The sequence below is a fragment of the Pseudomonas sp. LB3P58 genome, from assembly GCF_054897895.1.
Genome location: NZ_JBUBVE010000001.1, coordinates 1,783,019 through 1,803,635, shown reverse-complemented (window position 1 = coordinate 1,803,635; position 20,617 = coordinate 1,783,019). Strand labels below are relative to the sequence as shown.

18 protein-coding genes are annotated in these 20,617 nt (G+C 60.3%); 6 read left to right on the top strand and 12 right to left on the bottom strand.

All coding sequences use genetic code 11. The features are described from left to right. The first annotated feature begins 211 nt into the window (after positions 1–211). A complete protein-coding gene (locus ACYZTZ_RS08425; protein WP_461997809.1) occupies positions 212–805 on the top strand; it encodes a hypothetical protein in 594 nt (197 codons plus the stop codon). A 126-nt stretch (positions 806–931) separates the two neighbouring features. On the opposite strand, the gene ACYZTZ_RS08420 is transcribed toward ACYZTZ_RS08425, so the two are convergent. Then, positions 932–1,828, bottom strand: a complete 897-nt coding sequence (locus ACYZTZ_RS08420) for a LysR family transcriptional regulator (RefSeq protein WP_461997808.1) — start codon at positions 1,826–1,828, stop codon at positions 932–934. Positions 1,829–1,966: 138 nt separating this feature from the next. On the opposite strand from ACYZTZ_RS08420, the gene ACYZTZ_RS08415 reads away from it, so the two are divergent. Further along, positions 1,967–2,986 (top strand): alpha/beta hydrolase, encoded by a 1,020-nt coding sequence (locus tag ACYZTZ_RS08415; protein ID WP_461997807.1) that lies wholly within the window; start codon positions 1,967–1,969, stop codon positions 2,984–2,986. Positions 2,987–3,064: 78 nt separating this feature from the next. Further along, positions 3,065–4,501 carry a mechanosensitive ion channel domain-containing protein gene (locus ACYZTZ_RS08410; RefSeq protein WP_461997806.1) on the top strand — a complete coding sequence of 479 codons (1,437 nt, stop codon included), beginning with the start codon at positions 3,065–3,067 and terminating at the stop codon, positions 4,499–4,501. A gap of 119 nt (positions 4,502–4,620) precedes the next feature. Here the strand turns inward: ACYZTZ_RS08410 and ycaC are convergent, their stop codons facing one another. The 6 genes from ycaC to ACYZTZ_RS08380 form a co-directional block, all read right to left on the bottom strand. Next, entirely contained in the window at positions 4,621–5,247 is a 627-nt protein-coding gene (gene ycaC / locus ACYZTZ_RS08405) for an isochorismate family cysteine hydrolase YcaC (protein ID WP_045061273.1), read from the bottom strand. Between the two features lie 68 nt (positions 5,248–5,315). Further along, positions 5,316–7,154: an amidohydrolase gene (locus tag ACYZTZ_RS08400; protein ID WP_461997805.1), complete on the bottom strand. Its 1,839-nt coding sequence runs from the start codon at positions 7,152–7,154 to the stop codon at positions 5,316–5,318. Then, complete coding sequence (locus ACYZTZ_RS08395; protein ID WP_056746538.1) at positions 7,151–7,744, bottom strand: antibiotic biosynthesis monooxygenase; 594 nt, start codon at positions 7,742–7,744, stop codon at positions 7,151–7,153. The genes ACYZTZ_RS08400 and ACYZTZ_RS08395 overlap by 4 nt, the downstream gene beginning before the upstream one ends. Next, positions 7,737–8,153, bottom strand: a complete 417-nt coding sequence (locus ACYZTZ_RS08390) for a DoxX family protein (protein WP_461997804.1) — start codon at positions 8,151–8,153, stop codon at positions 7,737–7,739. Before ACYZTZ_RS08390 ends, ACYZTZ_RS08395 begins: the two co-directional genes overlap by 8 nt. 703 nt (positions 8,154–8,856) lie before the next feature. Then, positions 8,857–9,777 (bottom strand): LysR family transcriptional regulator, encoded by a 921-nt coding sequence (locus ACYZTZ_RS08385; RefSeq protein WP_461997803.1) that lies wholly within the window; start codon positions 9,775–9,777, stop codon positions 8,857–8,859. 46 nt (positions 9,778–9,823) lie between these two features. Next, positions 9,824–10,810 carry an MBL fold metallo-hydrolase gene (locus ACYZTZ_RS08380; protein WP_461997802.1) on the bottom strand — a complete coding sequence of 329 codons (987 nt, stop codon included), beginning with the start codon at positions 10,808–10,810 and terminating at the stop codon, positions 9,824–9,826. Positions 10,811–11,017: 207 nt separating this feature from the next. Between ACYZTZ_RS08380 and ACYZTZ_RS08375 the strand changes: the two genes are divergently transcribed. Further along, positions 11,018–11,455 (top strand): helix-turn-helix domain-containing protein, encoded by a 438-nt coding sequence (locus tag ACYZTZ_RS08375; protein ID WP_056746533.1) that lies wholly within the window; start codon positions 11,018–11,020, stop codon positions 11,453–11,455. A gap of 133 nt (positions 11,456–11,588) precedes the next feature. Here the strand turns inward: ACYZTZ_RS08375 and ACYZTZ_RS08370 are convergent, their stop codons facing one another. Together ACYZTZ_RS08370 and ACYZTZ_RS08365 are read right to left on the bottom strand one after the other, a co-directional pair. After that, on the bottom strand, positions 11,589–12,413 hold the full coding sequence (locus ACYZTZ_RS08370; RefSeq protein ID WP_461997801.1) for an alpha/beta fold hydrolase: 825 nt from the start codon (positions 12,411–12,413) through the stop codon (positions 11,589–11,591). A gap of 31 nt (positions 12,414–12,444) precedes the next feature. Continuing rightward, on the bottom strand, positions 12,445–13,020 hold the full coding sequence (locus ACYZTZ_RS08365) for a flavodoxin family protein (protein WP_461997800.1): 576 nt from the start codon (positions 13,018–13,020) through the stop codon (positions 12,445–12,447). 286 nt (positions 13,021–13,306) lie between these two features. On the opposite strand from ACYZTZ_RS08365, the gene ACYZTZ_RS08360 reads away from it, so the two are divergent. After that, positions 13,307–16,111 carry an ATP-binding protein gene (locus tag ACYZTZ_RS08360; protein WP_461997799.1) on the top strand — a complete coding sequence of 935 codons (2,805 nt, stop codon included), beginning with the start codon at positions 13,307–13,309 and terminating at the stop codon, positions 16,109–16,111. Here the strand turns inward: ACYZTZ_RS08360 and ACYZTZ_RS08355 are convergent. After that, a complete protein-coding gene (locus ACYZTZ_RS08355; protein ID WP_461997798.1) occupies positions 16,076–17,560 on the bottom strand; it encodes an ATP-binding protein in 1,485 nt (494 codons plus the stop codon). The two genes, ACYZTZ_RS08360 and ACYZTZ_RS08355, sit on opposite strands and share 36 nt — an antisense overlap. A 183-nt stretch (positions 17,561–17,743) precedes the next feature. Beyond that, a complete protein-coding gene (locus ACYZTZ_RS08350; RefSeq protein WP_461997797.1) occupies positions 17,744–18,694 on the bottom strand; it encodes a GlxA family transcriptional regulator in 951 nt (316 codons plus the stop codon). A 237-nt stretch (positions 18,695–18,931) separates the two neighbouring features. Here ACYZTZ_RS08350 and ACYZTZ_RS08345 point away from each other — a divergent pair, with 237 nt between their 5' ends. Continuing rightward, complete coding sequence (locus tag ACYZTZ_RS08345; protein WP_056746527.1) at positions 18,932–19,654, top strand: pirin family protein; 723 nt, start codon at positions 18,932–18,934, stop codon at positions 19,652–19,654. 182 nt (positions 19,655–19,836) lie between these two features. On the opposite strand, the gene deoC is transcribed toward ACYZTZ_RS08345, so the two are convergent. Beyond that, the gene (gene deoC / locus ACYZTZ_RS08340; RefSeq protein WP_461997796.1) at positions 19,837–20,520 is read right to left on the bottom strand and encodes a deoxyribose-phosphate aldolase; all 684 of its coding nucleotides are present in this window, start codon (positions 20,518–20,520) and stop codon (positions 19,837–19,839) included. Between the last annotated feature and the right edge of the window lie 97 nt (positions 20,521–20,617).

Genomic DNA, 20,617 nt, shown 5'->3' with positions numbered 1-20,617 from the left:
AAATCGATGCGTTGAAGTGTTTATCAACTGAATCAAGCAGCACGTTGCATTGTTCATCAACGTTCCAACCCGAACAAGAAGACGGAGAACGACATGCACATCAACAAGCTTTTACTGGCAGTAGCGATTGGCGCAGTTCTGTCGGCGTCTACCGTATTGATTCCGGACAGCCTGTCCGGTGTATCGAGCGCACAGGCCAAGGATGGCGGGAGTGGCGGAGGGGGTGGCGGCTCTGGTGGCGGTGGAGGCTCTGGCGGTGGGGGTGGCGGCTCCGGGGGTGGCGGGGGCTCTGGCGGCGGCGGTGGAAGCGGTGGCGGCGGCAATGGCGGTGGTCACGGTGGCAGCGGCAGCGGAGGCAATAGCGGCGGCAACGGGGGAAGCGGCAGTGGCGGCAATAGCGGCAGCGGTCACAGTGGCAGCGACCATGGCTCGGGCCATTCCGGTAACACAGCCTCCTCCGGACGCAATGGCACTCACGCCGAGCCCGGTGATGATCATGGGGTTCATCGCGCCGGTGAAATTGGTGACGACCACGGCGTTCATCGCGCAGGTGAAGTCGGCGATGACCACGGTGTGCATCGCGCCGGTGAAATCGGCGACGATCACGGCGTGCATCGCGCCGGTGAAGTCGGCGATGACCACGGCGTTCATCGTGCCGGCGAAGTCGGCGATGACCACGGCGTACATCGTGCCGGCGAAATCGGCGATGACCACGGCGTACATGTCGGCGGTGAACCGGGTGACGACCATGGTGTGCATGTTGGTGGCGAGCCAGGCGATGACAAAAGGTCCTGACAACCGCTGAACCCCAAAGCTCCACAAATCCCCTGTGGGAGCGAGCCTGCTCGCGATAGCAATCTGTCATTCAACATGATGTCGTCTGACACTCCGCCATCGCGAGCAGGCTCGCACACTGGCATGTGCTCATGCTCTACAACACACCCTCAGTCTGATCCAGGCGCTCGCGCAAAAACTCGATCAGCGCCTGCACCGGCCGTGAACTCTGTCGATGCTGCGGATACACCGCCGATAACGTCAGCGGCTGCGGACGCAACTCATCCAGCACCGGCACCAGCCTGCCGTCCTTCAACGCCGAACCGACAATGAAGGTAGGCAAGTAAGTAATCCCCATGCCGGCAATCGCCGCATCCCTGAGCAATTCACCATTGTTGACCCGCATCCGCCCGGTGACATTGACCACCAACGGCTTGCCCTGCCCTTCGAAACGCCATTGCACTTGACGCCCGTGGCCGTAAGGCAGGCAGTCATGGCTGTGCAGGTCTTCGGGTTTGAGCGGCGTGCCGCGCTCGGCCAGGTAAGCCGGGCTGGCGCAGTACACCCGCTGGATGGAGGCGATGCGTCGGGCGATCAGCGTCGAGTCCTCCAGAATGCCGATGCGCAGCGCCAGGTCATAACCCTCACTGAGCAAATCCACCGGCCGATCACTGAGGTCGACTTCCACCGTGACATCGCGATAACGCTGCAAAAACACCGGCAGCAAACAGCCCAAATGCGCCACCGCAAACGACAACGGCGCGGTGATACGAATAGTGCCGCGGGGCTCGGTGGTCTGGCCGGCGATGCCCTGCTCCACTTGCTCGATTTCGCCCAGCAGGCGCAAGGCTGACTCGTAATAACTCTGCCCCAGTGGCGTGACGTCCAGTCGCCGCGTGGAGCGATTGAGCAGACGCACCCCCAGACGTTCTTCGAGTTGCATCAAGCGCCGGCTGACGAACTGCTTGGACAGGCCCAATTGATCGGCCGCCGCGGTGAAGCTGCCGGAGTCCATGACCTGGCAAAAAATACGCATATCTTCGAATGGGTTCATTGTCACGCCTTGGTTGACAGTCAAACATTTTATAGCCGCTTTTTCCTTTTTAGACACCTTATTAATCTGTGTCCACGGTGCAGCGACAGCCGCTGCTTCTAACCCCAGACCGAACACACAATTAAAAAGGAATTAACCATGAACATCGTCAAAACAACCCTGACCGCTTCCCTCCTCGCCCTGGCCGTAGGCAACGCCTTTGCCGCTGGCAGCCCGGGTGTCGAACACAACACGCAAGCCTTCCTCGAAGCCCTCGCTGCCGGCGGTGGCAAGCCGCTTGAGCAACTGAGCCCTGCAGATGCCCGTGCGGTACTGACCGGCGCGCAAAACTCGGTGAAGGTCGATCTGTCAGGTGTGGACGTCAGCGACCGTGCGATCAAGGTCGATGGGCAAACCATCAACCTGAAAATCGTGCGGCCGGCCAAGGTCAAAGGTGAATTGCCGGTGTTCATGTTCTTCCACGGTGGCGGCTGGGTGTTGGGCGATTACCCGACTCACCAGCGTCTGATCCACGACCTGGTGGTCGGCTCCGGTGCTGTCGCGGTGTATGTCGATTACACGCCGTCGCCGGAAGCGCACTACCCGACCGCGATCAACCAGGCTTACGCCGCGACCCGTTGGGTGGCCGAGCATGGCAAGGACATCGGCGTCGATGGTAAACGCCTGGCCGTGGCCGGCAACAGCGTCGGCGGCAATATGGCGGCGGTCGTGGCCTTGATGGCCAAGGAACAGAAAACTCCGGCGCTGCGCTTCCAGCTGTTGATGTGGCCAGTGACCAACGCACAGTTCGATACCGGGTCGTACCAGCAATTTGCGGAAGGCCACTTCCTGACCAAGGGCATGATGAACTGGTTCTGGGACAGCTACACCACCGACACAGCCGAGCGTGCGCAGATCCATGCCTCGCCGTTGCAAGCCAGCGCCGAACAGCTCAAAGGTTTGCCAGCGGCCCTGGTGCAAACCGCCGAGTTCGACGTGTTGCGTGACGAAGGCGAAGCCTATGCCCGCCACCTCGACGCGGCCGGTGTGCCGGTCACGGCCGTGCGCTACAACGGCATGATTCACGACTTCGGCCTGCTCAACCCACTGAGCCAGATACCGGAGGTGAAAGCGGCGGTTCGCCAGGCGGCACTGGAACTCAAGACGCATCTGAACTGAGTCCCCTCGACTCGCCACACAGAAATGCGTGGCGAAGCTGCTACGCGATCGAAAGCAATCTTTAGCCGGAGTTTCCCCATGTCTTTTTTCCTTGCCCATCTGCTGTCGTGGAGTGCTCTGCTGCTGGTGATCGACGCTGTGCTCTGGCACCTCGCGCCGTTCAAGCATCGCGTCACGCGGGTCGGTGTGCGACTGACGCTATTCGTAATGTTCAGCGCACTCGCGATCAATGCCGGCGTGAGTCCGTTGCAGGCGCCGCTGTTCGCCGAGGATCGCGTGGCGCAATCGGGCGCCACGGCGCTGGGGATTCTCTGGTGGCTGTATGCCGCACGGGTGCTCACCGAAGTCATCGGTCTGGTACTGATGCGCCGCATCGGTCACAGCGGTCGGTTGCTGCAGGATGTCATCGGCGCGCTGGTGTTTCTGATCGCCATCGTCGCGGCGGCCGGTTATGTACTGGAGCTGCCGGTGAAAGGTTTGCTGGCGACTTCCGGCGTCGTGGCAATTGTCGTGGGCCTGGCGTTGCAAAGTACCTTGAGCGACGTGTTTTCCGGGATCGTGCTCAACACCACCAAGCCGTATCAGGTGGATGACTGGATCATGATCGACGGCGTCGAGGGCAAAGTGCTCGACATCGACTGGCGCGCCACCCACCTGCTGACCAGTGCCGGCAGTACCGCGGTGGTGCCGAACTCGGTGGCGGCCAAGGCAAAAATCGTCAACCTCAGTCGGCCGAACAACATGCACGGCGTGTCGATCAGCATTCAAGTGCCTAACCACATTCGCCCGCGTCGGGTGCTGGATGCACTGGACCGCACGCTTCAGGGCAGCAGCAGTTTGCTGCTCAACCCGGCACCGAAAGCAGTGCTGAAAGAGTCTGGCGAAACCATGTCTGAATACGTAGCCAGCGGGTTTATCGCCGAGCTGGGTAAAAAAAGCGAAGTGCGCAATCAACTGTTCGACCTGGTGCATCGGCACCTCGAAGCGGCGGGGATTTCCCGGCAGCTCGATGGCGTGATTGAACCGACGACCCGCGCACGGGCGTTGCTCGATGAAGTGAAAATCTTCCGTTCCTTGAGCGAGGATGAGCGTGATCAGATCGCCCAGTCGATGGTCCCGCAGCAGTACGCGGCAGGTCAGGTGGTACTGGAATTGGGCGAAGTGCCAGACAGCTTGATGGTGATCGCCACCGGCGTGGTCAGCGCCACCGTGCCCAATGGCACTGGGCAAACCGAAGCCGGGCGTATGGGGCCGAGCGAAGTCATGGGCGAGCAAAGCATTCTCGCCGATACGCCCTCGCAGGCGACCTTCACCACATTGACCTCGTGCATCATTTACCGGATCGACAAATCCCTGACCCGTAACTGCATGGAACAACGTGTCGAAGTGGGTCGGGCGTTGAACAAGTTGCAGGCAGTCAGACAGCAGAGCAGTCGGTTGGCGTTGATGACCACACCGGTGCCGATCAGGAAAAGCGGATTCCTGAGTTGGCTGCACAAACGCCAACCGGTGTAACGGGCCACACGGTCCATGTAGCAGCAGCCTCGCAAGCTCGACAGCGGCTACAAAAAGCTCATTCGCCAGACGCAAAAATGCCCGCGCATTCGCGGGCATCTTTCTGTGCGATCGCAAACTTACTTCGAAGACAGCACCGAGTAGCTGTTCATCAAATTGCGGTAGTTCGGAATGCGCGGTGACAGCAGGTTCGCCAGGCCTTCCATGTCGTTGCGCCAGTCGCCCTGCAGCTCGCAGGCCACCGAGAACCAATTCACCAGTTGAGCACCGGCCGCCGCCATGCGCGCCCAGGCTGCTTGTTGCACGGTTTCGTTGAAAGTACCCGAGGCATCGGTCACCACGAACACTTCAAACCCTTCAGCCAGCGCCGACAGCGTCGGGAACGTCACGCAAACGTCGGTGACTACACCGGCGATGATCAGTTGCTTGCGGCCAGTGGCTTTAACGGCTTTGACGAAATCTTCGTTATCCCAGGCGTTGATCTGGCCTGGACGCGGGATATACGGCGCGTCTGGGAATTGCTCTTTCAACTCGGGAACCATCGGGCCGTTCGGGCCGTTTTCGAAGCTGGTGGTCAGGATGGTCGGCAGCTTGAAGAACTTGGCCACATCGCCCAGGGCCAGTACGTTGTTCTTGAATTCGTTCGGCGAGAAATCCTGAACCAGCGAGATCAGGCCCGTCTGGTGGTCGACCAACAGGACAACGGCGTCATCTTTGTTCAGGCGTTTGTACGGAACGTTGCTCATGTGAAACTCCTCGGTGGATGGGTGTTACATACGGCGCCGACGCGAAGGGTCGGCGCTTTTTTTGATCGTCAGAACGCGAAGCACGAGCAGCCAAACGCGCCCCAGAAACCCGCGAAATCGCTGACCGGCGCATTCGACAACCGCGCCTTTTCATGGTTATGGGAATGCACGCCGCACGGCCCGCTGCAATGGTGAACCTGCGCCTGCATCGGTGAGGTCGGACGCCAGTGCCCCGGCACTTTCACCACCGGCGACCAGTCCGGCAGCACCGGTACGCTGGCCGGCCCGAGTTTTTCGAAGTCACCGGCGGCGTACACCACCTTGCCGCCGACCACGGTCAACACCGACTCGATCCACTTGATCGCTTCTTCGTCGACGCTGAAAAAATCCGCGCTCAAGGCTGCGACGTCAGCCAGTTGGCCGACCTTGATCATGCCTTTCTTGCCCTGCTCGGAAGAGAACCAGGCGCTACCGTGGGTGAACAGCTCCAGTGCGGTTTGACGGGACAAGCCCTCGGCATGCAGTTCCAGACCACCGACCGTGCGACCGCTGACCATCCAGTACAGCGAAGTCCAGGGGTTGTAGCTGGACACTCGCGTGGCATCGGTGCCGGCGCCGACCGGTACACCTTCGGCCAGCATGCGTTTGATCGGCGGGGTCGCTTCGGCGGCTTTGGCGCCATAACGCTCAACGAAGTATTCGCCCTGGAATGCCATGCGATCCTGAATCGCGATACCGCCACCCAGCGCCCTCACCCGCTCAATGTTCTGCGGTGTAATGGTTTCGGCGTGGTCGAAAAACCACGGCAAACCGTTGAACGGAATGTCGCGATTGACCTTCTCGAACACGTCGAGCATGCGGCTGATGGATTCGTTGTACGTGGCGTGCAAACGGAACGGCCAGCGCTGCTCGACCAAGTGGCGCACCACCGGCTCCAGCTCGTCTTCCATGGTTTGCGGCAGGTCCGGACGCGGCTCGAGGAAGTCCTCGAAATCCGCCGCCGAGAACACCAGCATTTCCCCGGCGCCGTTGTGCCGCAGGTAATCGTCGCCCTGATGCAGGGTCATGCTGCTGGTCCAGTTTTTGAAGTCGGTCAGCTCTTCCTTGGGCTTCTGGGTGAACAGGTTGTAGGCGATGCGAACGGTCAGCTGCTGGTCCTTGGCCAACTGCTCGATCACCTGATAATCGTCCGGATAATTCTGGAAACCGCCGCCTGCATCGATGGCGCTGGTCAGGCCGAGACGGTTGAGCTCGCGCATGAATTGGCGGGTGGAGTTGACCTGATACTCCAGCGGCAACTTCGGCCCCTTGGCCAGGGTCGAGTAGAGGATCATCGCGTTGGGCCGGGCGACCAGCATGCCGGTCGGTTCACCGTTGGCATCGCGCACAATCTCGCCACCCGGCGGGTTCGGCGTGTTGCGGGTGTAACCGGCCACGCGCAACGCGGCACGGTTGAGCAAGGCGCGGTCGTACAAATGCAGGACAAATACCGGTGTATCCGGCGCGGCCTGATTGAGTTCTTCGAGGGTCGGCATGCGCTTTTCAGCGAACTGGAATTCGTTCCAGCCACCGACCACACGCACCCATTGCGGCGTCGGTGTGCGGTCGGCCTGATCCTTGAGCATGCGCAGTGCGTCGGCCAGTGAGGGGACGCCTTCCCAGCGCAGTTCGAGGTTGTAGTTGAGGCCACCACGGATCAGGTGCAAGTGCGAGTCGTTGAGGCCGGGAATGACGCAGCGACCCTTGAGATCGATGACCTGTGTGCCCGAACCGCGCAGGGCCATGGCGTCGGCGTCGGTGCCGACTGCGACAAAGCGACCGTCGCTGATCGCTACAGCGCTGGCGCGTGGGTTTTCACGGTCAACGGTATGAAATTGGCCATTGAATAAAATCAGATCGGCGTTCATCGCGTTTCCTTGGGCTGAGTGGAAGAGGACAGCCAGGGCGCGAACAACCGCGTCGCCATCGGCATGAACAGGTACACCACCGACACGACGATGGTTAGCGTGATCAGGAACGTCGCGACCACGTAATTGGACAGGAAGGCGTTGAGCTGCAGCAGCGGCCCCCAGATCAGCGGCACCAGCAAGGTGTGCGGCAAAATCACCAACAACGTCACCACGGCCTGCTTCCAGCGCGGCGGTGGCGGCGAAGCGGCGTCGGCTTGCGGCGCGAACCAGAATTCGTTGACCGGATTGACCTCGGTCTGGTCGCCGTCAGCGAGCATCGGCGTGGCTTCGTTGACCAGTCCCAGACGTTGCGGCGAATCGAGCCAGCGCTGCATCGATTCGGTCGAGCAGAAGCGCAGCACGCAGGTGTAGAGGTCAAGACCGGCACTCTTGCCGCGAATCACATCGACACCCAAGTGCCCTTCCTGTTGCCCGGCAATGCTGACAATGTTGCGCAACCAGGCTTCGTAGGGCACTTCAAACCCCGCCTTGACCCTGTGCTTGATGACCAGTGTCACGACTTCCTCGAAACGATTGGATTCAGGCATAACGCAAAGCTCCAGGGAAACGGACATTGAGCGCCAGCCGTCCCGGCCCGGCGATAAGAAGGCTGGTGAACAACATCATCAGCAGCCAGCCGAACTGCCCTTCATCGAGGCTCCATTGCGGATGCACAATCAACAGAGCGATCAGCAGCACACACAGAATCGGCAGGCACGCCAAACGCACAAACACCCCGGCGACGATCAGTAACGGACACAGCACCTCGGCAAAAATCGCCAGCATCAGCGTGACGTTCGCGCCCAGGTGAAACGGGTCTTCGATGGTTTGCAGTTGAGTGCTGTAGTTAAGCAGTTTCGGCAAACCGTGCACCCACAGCAGAAACAAACCACCGCTGACCCGCAAAAAAAACAGCCCGAGATCCTGGGCTCGTTCATCCCATCGCGAAGCGTTCATGGGCTACCTGCACTAATGAAAAACCACCGGCAGCGATGTGCCGGAACGTCATTCGATAGTGCCGGTGTGGGGAGGGGAAAAATTGGATGTACGTGCTCTTTTTGTGGATGAGCCCGGCGGTACGACCCACCGCAGATCCCTTGTGGGAGCGGCTCGCTCCCACAGGGAATCGGCGCACGTCTTTCGCCCCTCACCACTCAACAGGCCGAGCGTTAGCTCGCCTGCAGCTCTTGATCTTGATTCACCCGCCCCTTCGGCAGGCTGAGTGGAGGTGTTCATCTGGGGGTAGGCGCGTAGCGCCGTTCGACGAAGTCGAACACATCGAGAGGAGGTTGAAGCGAAGCCAACCGGAGGCGATGCCCCCAGATGAATGCCGGAGCGAGGGTACGCCGAGCCCAGGCGAGGGGCCGGACGCTGGGGCGAGACCTTTGCTTCCTTTGGGGCGTTTGCCAAAGGGAGTCGCCGTAAGGGCGAAACCATTAGTGGCCGTTACCGCAGGAATGGATATGTACACCTGAAAGAGATTGGTCGGCTACCAGGCCGCCTTCGCGAGCAGGCTCGCTCCCACAGTTGGACGGGGTACATCAGGATATAAACAGGTCGGCTGCCAGGCCGTCTTCGCGGGCAAGTCGGATCGCCGCACCGCTCGCTCCTACAGGGAATCGGGCAGGCGGGAATGTGGTCGGCCCGGAGGTCGCCATGTTCAAGCCGAAACAGGCAAAGGCTTTGACATGAACTCACTGATCCGCAACCGCAACCATCGCTCTGCCGGATCGTTATCATGCACCCCGCTCCAGGCCATCGAAAGCTGCGCCGCATCGATGGGAAACGGTGGATCTTCAGCCCGCAACGCACACCCTTCAACCAGCGCGCACGCCGCATAATCAGGCACGGTGGCGATCATTTCAGTGCCGGCAAGCAACGCGCGCAACCCGCTGAACTGCGGCACGCCCAATACCACGCGGCGGCTGCGGCCGACCTTGGCCAGATCCAGATCGATGTTGCCGCTCAGGTCGCCGGAGAACGACACCATGGCATGCGGTCGTTCGCAGTATTCGTCGAGCGTCAGCGTCCCCGGTCGTTTGTCCCCACGCAGCACTTTGCAGGGAATGTCCCGCAACTTCTTACACTTGGCATTCGCAGGTAAATCCGTGGTGTAGCTTACCCCCACGGAAATTTCTCCCGAGGCCAGCAATGCCGGCATCAGCAGATAGTTGGCGCGACGCACCACCACGACGATCCCCGGCGCCTCTTCCTGCAGTTGCCGCAACAATGGCGGAAACAAGCCGAACTCCGCGTCGTCCGACAAACCAATGCGGAACACATCGCAACTGGTCGTCGGATCGAACTCCTTGGCTCGACTGACCGCCCCGGAAATCACATCCATCGCCGGTTGCAGCTCCTTGAGGATCGCCAGTGCACGCCCCGTCGGTTCCATCCCGCGGCCATTGCGCAACAGCAGCGGATCGTCGAACAGATCCCGCAACCGCCCCAGCGCAGCACTCACCGCCGGCTGCCCCATGAACAGTTTTTCAGCCACACGGGTGAGGTTCTTTTCGAACATCAACGCTTCGAAAATCACTAACAGGTTCATGTCGACGCGGCGCAAATCGTTACGGTTCACAGGCACGGTTCCTTTGTGTGTTCAGCCAGGCACTAAGCGGTGGACTTTACTCGATCAGCGGTACGTTGGCCGCACGTTTGTAAGGACCGTATTCCACCGGCACCCACTGGAAATGCTTGCCCTGCGCCGCGATGTGGCCGATGCCGGGGAACGGCAAGTGCGCCGCCGTTACCCAGGTTTTGCTTGCCGCCGCATCACTGAACACTTGGGCGCGACTCTTGATTGCCTGCTGGCTGTTGACGTCGAAGCCGATCGACACCTCCGGATGTTCGAACTGCACCGCGAGGTTATGCACCAGATCGCCCATAAACAGAATGCTCTGCCCCTGCGAGGTGAAGCGGTACGTGGTGCTGCCCGGCGTGTGACCGGGTTCCAGCGCCGCGTCGACCACGCCCGGCACTGGCGACTGACCGGCGGCGAAGGTCTTGAAACGCCCTTCGGCCACATACGCCGCGGTCGAGTCCTGGGCGATTTTGAAGTACGGTTTGGCACCTTCGGGCGCCTTGGCTAGGGCCTGGGGATCAAGCCAGTAGTCGGCTTCTGCCTTCGCAGCAAAGACCGTGGCGTTGGCGAAAACCGGTTTCTGTTGGCCGTCGACCAGTCCGCAGACATGGTCCAAATGCAGGTGGGTCAACAATATCGTATCGACCTGCGCAGGCTCATAACCGGCGGCTTTCATATTGTCTGACAGCATCCCGGCTGTAGCACCAATGCACTGGCCGGCGCCGGTATCGACGAGGATCAACTGCTTGCCAGTGTTTATCAGAAAGGCGTTGAACGCGGTTTGTACGCCCGGCGTTTCAATCGAACGGCGAGCCAGCAGCGCGCGGATCTGACTTTGGGTCAGGCCCTTGAGCAGTTTGGGCGACAGATCGTTGTAGCCGTCGAACAACGCCGTCACCTCGTAATCGCCCACCGCCAACCGGTAGTAACCCGGCACTTGTGTGCCGACTTGCGCCGGTGCCTGAGCCGAGGAAATGCCGGACGCCAGCGCTACTGCGAGCCCCAACGTGCAAACCAGAGAATGTTTCATGCCACCACCTTGGTCGAGTCAGAAGAGCGGCCACGTACAACGCCGCCAGATGACGTCGATTTTGCACGGCTCGCCCCCGTAGAAATTGCAGCAATGTGCTGAGTTAGCGCCGTTGGTTGCCACCCACACCGACGGAATTAACAACGTTTAACTCGCCTGCCAGAGCCCTGCTGCCAAAAATGAAGCTCACCGACACGGACATTTGTCATGGCCCATTCTCAGCAAAGCGTCGCCCGCGCGACGGCCACTGAAACGCGAAAGAAAAACACCGGCGGCCTGACCCCTTGGCGCGAAAGCCTGGCCAAGCAACTGATCCTCGAGCGCCTTGGTGAAACCGTAGAAGTCACTGAACTGGCACGGGCCTGCGCCCTCTCACGCAGTCATTTCTCCCGCGCGTTCAAGTGCAGCACCGGGCTCTCACCTCAAGACTGGATTCGCAACCAGCGCATCGCCCGCGCCAAGCAATTGATTCAGAGCACCGACCTGACGCTGACGCAAATCAGTCTCGAATGCGGCTTCTGCGATCAGGCGCACTTCTGCCACATCTTCACTCGCAATGAAGGCATCACTCCGTTTGCGTGGCGTTGCCGCGCTGTGCGCGCCCTGCCCCAACGCCCCGTAGACCCGCCAACACATTTCCTGTAGCAGCTGTCGAGCCCCGGCGAGGCTGCGTTCGGTTTGGGCCGCATTCGGACGAAGCAGTCGCAAAATCCGAGAACGCAGCCTCGCCGGGGCTCGACAGCTGCTACAGAGCCTCCATGGCATAGGATCGGGACGCTTAGTCCTTCAAAAACGCCAACAGATCAGCGTTGAGCTGATCCTTGTGGGTATCCGTCAAGCCATGGGGAGCGCCGGGGTAGATCTTCAACGTAGATCCTTTCACCAGTTTTGCAGACGCAATGCCCGCCGCTTCGATCGGCACCACCTGGTCAGCATCGCCATGCACCACCAGCGTCGGTATGTCGAACTTCTTCAGGTCTTCGGTGAAGTCGGTTTCGGAGAACGCCTTGATGCAGTCATAAGCGTTCTTGTGGCCGGAGGTCATGCCTTGCATCCAGAACCAGTCGATCATGCCCTGAGATGACTTGGCGTCCGGTTTGTTGAAGCCGAAGAACGGACCGCTTGCGAGGTCGATGTAAAGCTGCGAACGGTCGGCCAGGGATGCCTCGCGAATGCCGTCAAACACTTCGATCGGCAGGCCCCCGGGGTTGGCTTCAGTCTTGAGCATCAGCGGCGGCACCGAAGAAATCAGCCCGGCCTTGGCCACGCGCCCGGTGCCGTGACGACCAATGTAACGCGCCACTTCGCCGCCGCCGGTGGAGAAGCCGAACAGCACGACGTTTTGCAGATCCAATAACTCGATCAACTGCGCCAGGTCATCAGCGTAGGTGTCCATGTCGTTGCCGGTCCATGGCTGGCTGGAGCGGCCATGACCGCGGCGATCATGGGCGATCACCCGGTAGCCTTTGGAGGCCAGGAAGATCATTTGCGATTCCCAGCTGTCGGCGTTCAACGGCCAGCCGTGGCTGAAGACAATAGGCTGACCGGTGCCCCAGTCCTTGTAATAAATCTCGGTGCCGTCTCGGGTCGTGAACGTACTCATGCAATGTCTCCTTAGCGAGTGTTGGGGTGTATCAAACCGGTGAGTGGCTCATGCGTTCAGCCAGCCGCGCCACTCGCTCGCCAAGATGCGCGGCGGTGCAGCGGTCTTCGGGAGGCGGTGCGCATTCGGGGGGCTGTTCGACATTCGACTGCGCCATGGCGCCGAGCGAGCTGCCCAGGCGATTCATTTGCCCATCGAACACCCCCGTGCTCGAACGCGCCGGCAGCAGGTCGAGGCCGACCCAGATCATTGAATGCTGCGCGGCGAACACTGCCATCTGCAGCAAGGTGTTGAGTTTGTCGCCGCACAGGCAGCCGGAATTGGTGAAGCCGGCCGCCAGTTTGTCGCGCCAGGGTTGGGCCAGATAGAACGCCGCCGTGGCTTCCATGAACCCCTTGAAGGGTGCCGACGCGCTGCCCATGTAAGTCGGCGCGCCGAAGATGATCGCGTCGGCGTTGTGCAAATGGTCCCAGTGCCGGTCCACGTCCTCGACCGAAATCAGCTGGCAGGTACTTCTCAAGTGCCTTTCCACACCTTGGGCCACGGCTTCGGCCATGACGCGGGTGTGCCCGTAGCCACTGTGATAGACCACCACCACGTTGCTCATTCCCGCGTCCTCATGACATGTTTAATCCCTACAGGGGAGAGTTTTGGGCGTAGACCAGACTCAGGACGAGTTAAACGTTGTTAATTTTCCCTGGTGCGCCAAAAGCCTCAGCGATATCTTCAAGACCGTCGCGCCCAATAAATACGGAACTCATGAACAGGGGCCGCAAACCAGCGGTTCAGGCGGACATTGCAGAGTCATCCGGCCAGCGCATTGCGCTGCCGTAAAAACCTGACGAATATGCTCGGAAACCGCGTACCAGACGGCGGCAAGCAGGAGTGACACGTTGACCCTTCCCCCCGAACAAGCCATCCATTTCGGCCCCTACCGGATCTATCCCGGACAACGTCTGGTCATGGAGGCCGATCAGCCCCTGCGCCTGGGTCGGCGTGCCATGGACATTCTGTTGATCCTTTTGAAACACGCCGGGAAGGTGGTCAGCAAACAAACGCTGATCGCCGGGGTCTGGCCCAAAAGCGTGGTGGAAGACATCAACCTGCGGGTGCACATGGCCGCATTGCGCAAGGCCCTCGGTGACGGCCAGGCCGGCCAGCGTTACATCGTCACCGTGGCGCAGCGCGGGTACAGCTTTGTCGCGCCCTATTCGCTTGAGCACATCGAGCACCCTCCAGGGAGCGAAACGCCCGCGCCGAGCGGTCACAACCTGCCCGTTCGTCGAACCCGCATGATCGGTCGCCAGTCCCTCGTCGAGAACCTGATGGTCCAGCTGTCACGCCAGCGTTTCATTACTCTGGTCGGCCCCGGCGGGATCGGCAAGACCACCGTAGCCCTGCGTGTTGCCGAACAACTGATCGGGCGCTACCGGGATGGCATTCGTCTGCTGGACCTGGCGCCGATCAACGATCCGTCGATGATCACCGTTCACCTGGCGACATTGCTCGAACTGTCCTTGCACGACGCCGAGCCGATGAGCGGCCTTGCCGCGTTCTTGCGCGACCGGCAGATGCTGCTGGTGATCGACAACTGCGAACACCTGGTCGACGCCATCGCATTGCTGAGCGAGAGCATCCTGCGCGCCGCGCCAGAGGTGCACATTCTGGCCACCAGCCGTGAGAGCCTGCGGGCCGAAGGTGAATGTGTCCAGCGCCTGGAATCGCTGGACTGCCCTCCCCCCATCGCCGTACCAGACCGCGCTCAGGCCCTTACATTTTCCGCCCTGCAGTTGTTCGTCGAACGCGCGATGGCCAGCCACGACAGCTTCGAACTGACCGATGACGAGCTGCCGCTGGCGATTGAAATCTGCCGGCGTCTGGACGGTATTCCACTGGCGATCGAATTGGCGGCCGCGCAAGTCAGCGGCTTCGGATTAAGCGGATTGCTGACCCAACTCCAAGGCAGTTTTCGCCTGCTCACCCAGGGTTGCCAGACCACGTTGGGCCGACACCAAACCCTGCGTGCCACGCTGGACTGGAGCTTCGAGCTGCTGAGTGCCTGCGAACAAACCTGTCTGCGCCGACTGGGTGTGTTCAGAGGCGGATTCACCCTGGAATCGGCGGCGGCGGTGATCGTCGGCGAACACATCGAACCGCAGGCAGTTTTTGGCTCGATCACGCAACTGGTGGCCAAATCGCTGCTGAACGTGGAAGTGGGTGACGAAGAGGTGTTCTACCGATTGCTCGACACCACCCGCAGCTATGCCCTGGAAAAACTCGACCAGGCCGCCGACCTGCCCGATACCCTGGAACGTCACGCCGAGCGCTGCCTGGCTTTGATGAATCAGGCCCAGCACGACTGGGAGCTGATTCCGACGGGCACGTGGATCGAGCGTTATGTCCGCGGTCTGGAAGACATTCGTTCGGCCCTCGACTGGTGCTTTAACGCGCAAGGACCGCAGGCATTGGCGATTCGCCTGACGGCAGCTTCCACGCCGCTGTGGCAGGAACTGTCACTGCTCAAGGAGCACGGTCTGTACGTGCGTAGGGCGCTGGCACTGCTCGATGCAACGTCCGATCCCTGCCCGCAGCTGAAAATAGCCCTCCATCTCGCCCTCGGCAATTCTTGCTATCACACTCAGATCGGCACGGCGGAAACCATCGAGGCTTTCGTCAGCGCCAGAACCCTGGCCAGACATTGCAACGATTTGGCCGGTCAGTTGCGGGCGGTGTCCGGGCATATGGCGGTCAACCTCTGTTGCGCCAACTATCAAATGGCCTTGGAACAGAGCCGGCAATTCGATCGGTTGGGGCTGCACGGCGATGCGGTGGTGTCCCTTAGCACGCATCGCTTGCGGGTGCTGGCGTTGCACTTTGCCGGGGACCAGCAGCAAGCGCGGATGAATGCCGAACAGGTCCTTCAGCGCATGGCCCAGAGCGGCCACCTCAACCGCTTCACCTACGGTTTTGGCGTGCACTACGATCAGAGCGTCGCAGCCCTGACGATTCTGGCGCGCATCCTCTGGTTGCAGGGGCAACCGGAACAAGCCTGGCGCACCGCCCGGCAAGCGCTGGACATTGCGATCCAGATCAACCACGGCACGTCCATCTGCTACACCCTGGCGCTGGCCGGTTGCCCGATCGCTCACTACAACGGCGATACCCGTACCGCTCGTGAACTCTTGCGCCTGCTGCTGGAACAAGCACAGAAACACTCGGTGCTGCTGTTCTACACCTGGGCCCGGCACTATGCGCAGGTGATCGACCGCGCCGAGGCGCACTTGCCTCTTCAGCCAGGCGTGGGGCTGATCAAGGACATCATGGTCACCCTGGATGGCGGTTTCGTCGATGACGTCCTGTTGCAACGGGCCGACACCGGTACGGCCGGCTGGAGCACGGCGGAAGTTCTGCGGGCCCGGGCTGATGCACTGCTGACCGAGAATTGCCCACTGAAAACCGAAGCGGCCGAGGCCGTGCTGATCAGGGCATTAAACGTGGCGAAACATCAGGGAGCCCTGGCTTGGGAACTGCGAAGCGCCACCTCGCTGGCGCAACTTTGGCAGCGTCAGGGCTTGTATCAGCAAGCACATGAGCTGCTGGCACCGATCTACCATCGGTTCACCGAGGGATTTTCTACACCGGACCTGAGCAAAGTCCGTCGATTACTCGACGAGCTCCATGGGCAACTGCACGCCTGAGACCCGGCGCGCCCGGCTGATGTAGTGCGAATAGCGCCGCTCAAACGCCCGCAGATGGCCGCTGTGTTCGAGCTTCTCAAGGGCATACGTGCGCGTGGTGTTGAGTAAGCGATAACGGTCTGTGCCGTTGACCTGATCCATCGAGAGCAACGATTTGGCGACCAATCGCTTCACCCGTTCCGCCAGTTGATCGGGCTTCAGCTCCACGCAACTGCACACGCCAATCGCGGCATCGAGGGTGAAGGACATTTTGAACACCGACAGGCGCTGCAACACGGTTTGTTCCAGCAGGCTCAGCCGCTCATAGCTCCAGTCCAGCGCAGCTTTGAGCGTCTGATGTCGGGGCACCGCCGTGCGCCGACCTTGGGTCAGCAGCTGAAGACAGTTATCCAGCTGAGCTTGCAAACCGACCAACGCCAGCGCGTGGATCTGCGCCGCTGCCAGTTCAATGGCCAGTGGCAACCCATCGAGCCGCCGACAGATTTCACGGACCGCCTGGAGGTCTTGTTCGCGCAAGGCAAACCCTTGTTGACGGGTTCGGGCACGACTGACGAATAGCTGCACCGCCGAATACCCCATGGCTTCGGCGACACTGTGCAACGCCGACATGGGCGGCACCGTCAGAGATGGCAGGCGCTGGACCGTTTCTTCTGCCGCCTGCAAAGGCTCGCGGCTGGTCACCAGAATGGACAACCGAGGCGCCGAGATCAGCAAATCCTCGACCAGGGTTCGGCAGTGTTCCAGCAGGTGATCGCAGTTGTCGAGCACCAGCAACGTGTGCCGGTTTGCCAGCCCGTCCAGCGTCGTGCCGATCTCTCGTTCAAGGGTCTGGGTCAGATGATCGACCACTTGAGTGGGGTCATCGATCGCCGCGAAATCAACCAGCCACACGCCATCTTCATAGTGCTGCAACAGCAGTTCGGCGACACGCAACGCCACCGTGGTCTTACCGACGCCGCCAGGGCCGACCAGGGTCATGAAACGCCGAACCGGCAACTGCCGGACGAGACTGCCGACCATCGAATCTCGGCCAGTCACCGGCGTGAGTCGTGCAGGCAGGTTGTGCTGATGTTTTTGAACGGTCTCGATCAAGACCTGCGTGCCCGCGGGCGCAGGCTGCACCGGGGCGATAAAGCTATAACCGCGTTGGGGAATGTTGACGATGTAGCGCTGGCCATTCTGCCCGTCGCCAAGCGCCCGACGCAGGGCCGCAATGTGCACGCGCAGGTTGATTTCCTCGACCACGGACGTCGGCCAGACGTGAGCAATCAGTTCGTCCTTGCTGACCACGTTGCCGGCGCGCTCGACCAGCACCTGGAGGATATCCAGTGCCCGACCGCCCATGCGCAGCGGTCGATCACCGTCAAGGATCAGCCGTTGCCGCAGGTGGAATGCATAAGGCCCGAATCGCAGCACCGCATCGCTGTTTAAATCTCTGAGGCTGTTCATGCACATTCACGTGCTGAAACCTGGCCCGGCTCACAGTGCAGCAACATCCCTTGCACCCACCTTCCAGGCTCCCGCACCTCCATTGCTAAGCGTTCAGGGTATCTTGGCAGGCATCAGTGACGGTACAACTGCCACGGTGGGAGCGTCACAGCCATCACGGTGCGCATAACGGACAAGAAGGCTCTAGCTGAACTGTTCGCGGTATTGGGTCGGCGTCAAACCGAGCTTTTCACTGAACAGAAAGCGCATGTGCCGCACGCTGCCGAAGCCACTTTTGAAAGCCACGGTCTTGAGCGGCAAGTCGCTGGTTTCCAGCAAATTCCTGGCGCAATCAATTCGTGCGCTTTGCAGAAACTCCATGGGTGTCATGTTCACTTCCCGGACAAACATCCGGGCGAAGTGCCGTGTACTCATGTTCGCGAGGCTGGCCATGCGTTCAATGCTGAAGGCTTCATCAAGATGCTCAAGCACATAGATTTGTACTCGGGTCATCGGCGTTTCATGTGGCGCGACGGCGGCCATCAACGGACTGAACTGCGCCTGGCCACCCTGACGTTTCATCACCACCAGCAGCACTTTGGCCACGTCCTGGGCGACTTTCTTGCCATGGTCCTCAGCCACTACCGACAACGCCAGGTCAATCCCCGCGGTGACACCGCCGGACGTAATGAGATTGCGGTCCTGCACGTAAATCTGATCGGTCTCGACGGTAGCCTTGGGGAAGCCTTTGATCAGTCGTTCGGTGTAATGCCAGTGGGTGGTCACGCGATAACCGTCCAGCAAACCGGCATGCCCCAGCACAAACGCGCCGGTGCAGATCGAGCCGTATCGCTCGGCGCGACCGACCGCGGCTTTGAGCCAACACAACAATGGCGGATGTTTTTCGTTGTAGGCACCCGGACCGCCCGGCACCAGCAACAGGTCGAACGCCCGATCCGCCTGATCGATGTGCAAATCGGCCTGGACGCTGACGCCGTTGGAGGCACGCAGTGCGCCATGTTCGGTGCCGATGGTCGACAGTTCGTAACGATCATCCGCTGCCAGATAGCGATTGGCGATGGAAAAAACTTCCATCGGGCCTGCCATGTCCAGCAGCAGAAAGTCCGGAAACAACACCATAGCCACGGTTTTCATGGGTTCAAATCACTGAAGTCATAAGAAGGTCCGTCTGCCAAATACCGGCATCCGAAGAGTGCGGTGCATTATGGCCAAATGTGGCATCAGCGTCGGAGAAGAATACGTGATCGCCAGTCGATTACTGTCAACCTAAAAGGGACAGTATTTCAGTTTCCATCTACTTATTGCATCAGCCAGTAACTATTAACCTTCTCCTCACTCGGACGAATCAACGTCCCCACAGGAGATTTCATCATGCTGACCCTTCGCAAAGCTTCGGATCGCGGCGCGGCCAATCACGGTTGGTTGAAGTCGTTCCATACCTTTTCCTTCGCCAACTATCGCAACCCTAAAGAGCAGGGTTTTTCCGACCTGCTGGTGATCAACGATGACCGGGTTGCCGCCGGTAAAGGCTTCGGCCAGCACCCACACCGCGACATGGAGATTTTCTCTTATGTGCTCGAAGGTGCTTTGGAACACAAAGACACCCTGGGTACCGGCTCGGTGATCCGCCCCGGTGACGTGCAATTGATGAGCGCCGGCAGCGGCGTGGCGCACAGCGAATACAACCACTCGACCACCCGGCCGGTGCACTTCCTGCAAATCTGGATCGTGCCGGAGGTCAGCGGCGCCAAACCGCGTTATCAGCAAGAGCACTTCAGCACGCAGAAGAAACGCGGCCGTCTGCAACTGATCATCTCCCCCGACGGGGAGAAGGGTTCGCTGAAGGTGCGTCAGGATGCACGGGTGTATGCCGCGTTGATCGACGGCAAGGAAAGCGCAACGCTGGAGTTGGCCTCCAATCGCTATGCTTATGTACATGTGGCCCGCGGCAGTGTTGAACTCAACGGCGTGCCTTTGCAGGAAGGTGATGGTGTGCGGGTTCGCGATGAACAGGTACTGGCCCTGAGCAACGGCGTGGATGCCGAAGTGCTGGTGTTTGACCTGCGGCCCCAAGAGCTGCCGGAAATGCCATAAAGATCAAGAGATCGCAGCCTCGTTTCACTCGACAGCTCCTACAGGGATTTGCGTACACCTGTAGGAGCTGTCGAGTGAAACGAGGCTGCGATCTTTAGCTTTCGTCCCGAGTGCCAGAAAACACCGCGACAATTTCATCAATAACCACTCGTACACGAGCGGTATGCCGCAGGTCTAACTGATCAATACCCCTCACCTGCCGCCTGGGCGCCGCTGATGATCGCGATGCCCGAACTGGTGCCCAGTCGGGTGGCGCCGGCCTCGATCATCGCCAGCGCGGTCGGGTAATCGCGCACGCCACCGGAAGCCTTGACCCCGATGACCGCGCCGACGGTGCGGCGCATCAGGGCGACATCTTCCACGGTGGCGCCGCTGCGGCTGAAGCCGGTCGATGTTTTGACGAAAGCAACATTCAGCTCCCGGCAAATCTCGCAGGCCTTCACTTTTTCGGCGTCGGTGAGCAGGCAGTTTTCCAGAATGACTTTCAGCGGCACACTGCCGCAGGCCTGTTTGACCTGAGCGATGTCGTCCCGCACCAGATCGAACAAGCCGTCTTTCAACCCGCCGATGTTCAACACCATGTCGACCTCCCCGGCACCGGCGGCAATCGCCCGCTCGGCTTCGAAGGCTTTGGTGTCGCTCAGACCGGCACCCAGCGGGAAGCCGACCACTGCGCAGATGTTGACGCTTTGCCCTGCAAGGCATTGAGCCGCATGAGGGACCTGCCCCGAGTTCACGCACACCGAATAGAAGCCGTGCTCTACGGCTTCGCGGCACAACGTTGCGATTTGCTCGCGGGAAGCATCGGGCGCCAGCAAGGTATGATCGATGTACTGCGCCAACGCTTGGGGTTCGAGGTGTGCCATCGCAAAAACTCCTGTTTGTATATTCAAATGCCCCTGCGCCACAATCGAGGGTGATTCGCGCAAAAACGTTACAAATCTAACAAATAATGTTACTTAA

Coding starts and splice junctions, on each gene's coding strand:
- ACYZTZ_RS08380 (WP_461997802.1), bottom strand. CDS start 10,810: ATGAAACATTCTCTGGTTTGCACGTTGGGGCTCGCAGTAGCGCTGGCG.
- ycaC (WP_045061273.1), bottom strand. CDS start 5,247: ATGAGCAACGTTCCGTACAAACGCCTGAACAAAGATGACGCCGTTGTC.
- ACYZTZ_RS08400 (WP_461997805.1), bottom strand. CDS start 7,154: ATGAACGCCGATCTGATTTTATTCAATGGCCAATTTCATACCGTTGAC.
- ACYZTZ_RS08375 (WP_056746533.1), top strand. CDS start 11,018: ATGGCCCATTCTCAGCAAAGCGTCGCCCGCGCGACGGCCACTGAAACG.
- ACYZTZ_RS08420 (WP_461997808.1), bottom strand. CDS start 1,828: ATGAACCCATTCGAAGATATGCGTATTTTTTGCCAGGTCATGGACTCC.
- ACYZTZ_RS08345 (WP_056746527.1), top strand. CDS start 18,932: ATGCTGACCCTTCGCAAAGCTTCGGATCGCGGCGCGGCCAATCACGGT.
- ACYZTZ_RS08390 (WP_461997804.1), bottom strand. CDS start 8,153: ATGAACGCTTCGCGATGGGATGAACGAGCCCAGGATCTCGGGCTGTTT.
- ACYZTZ_RS08410 (WP_461997806.1), top strand. CDS start 3,065: ATGTCTTTTTTCCTTGCCCATCTGCTGTCGTGGAGTGCTCTGCTGCTG.
- ACYZTZ_RS08365 (WP_461997800.1), bottom strand. CDS start 13,020: ATGAGCAACGTGGTGGTGGTCTATCACAGTGGCTACGGGCACACCCGC.
- ACYZTZ_RS08370 (WP_461997801.1), bottom strand. CDS start 12,413: ATGAGTACGTTCACGACCCGAGACGGCACCGAGATTTATTACAAGGAC.
- ACYZTZ_RS08415 (WP_461997807.1), top strand. CDS start 1,967: ATGAACATCGTCAAAACAACCCTGACCGCTTCCCTCCTCGCCCTGGCC.
- ACYZTZ_RS08355 (WP_461997798.1), bottom strand. CDS start 17,560: ATGAACAGCCTCAGAGATTTAAACAGCGATGCGGTGCTGCGATTCGGG.
- ACYZTZ_RS08350 (WP_461997797.1), bottom strand. CDS start 18,694: ATGAAAACCGTGGCTATGGTGTTGTTTCCGGACTTTCTGCTGCTGGAC.
- ACYZTZ_RS08395 (WP_056746538.1), bottom strand. CDS start 7,744: ATGCCTGAATCCAATCGTTTCGAGGAAGTCGTGACACTGGTCATCAAG.
- deoC (WP_461997796.1), bottom strand. CDS start 20,520: ATGGCACACCTCGAACCCCAAGCGTTGGCGCAGTACATCGATCATACC.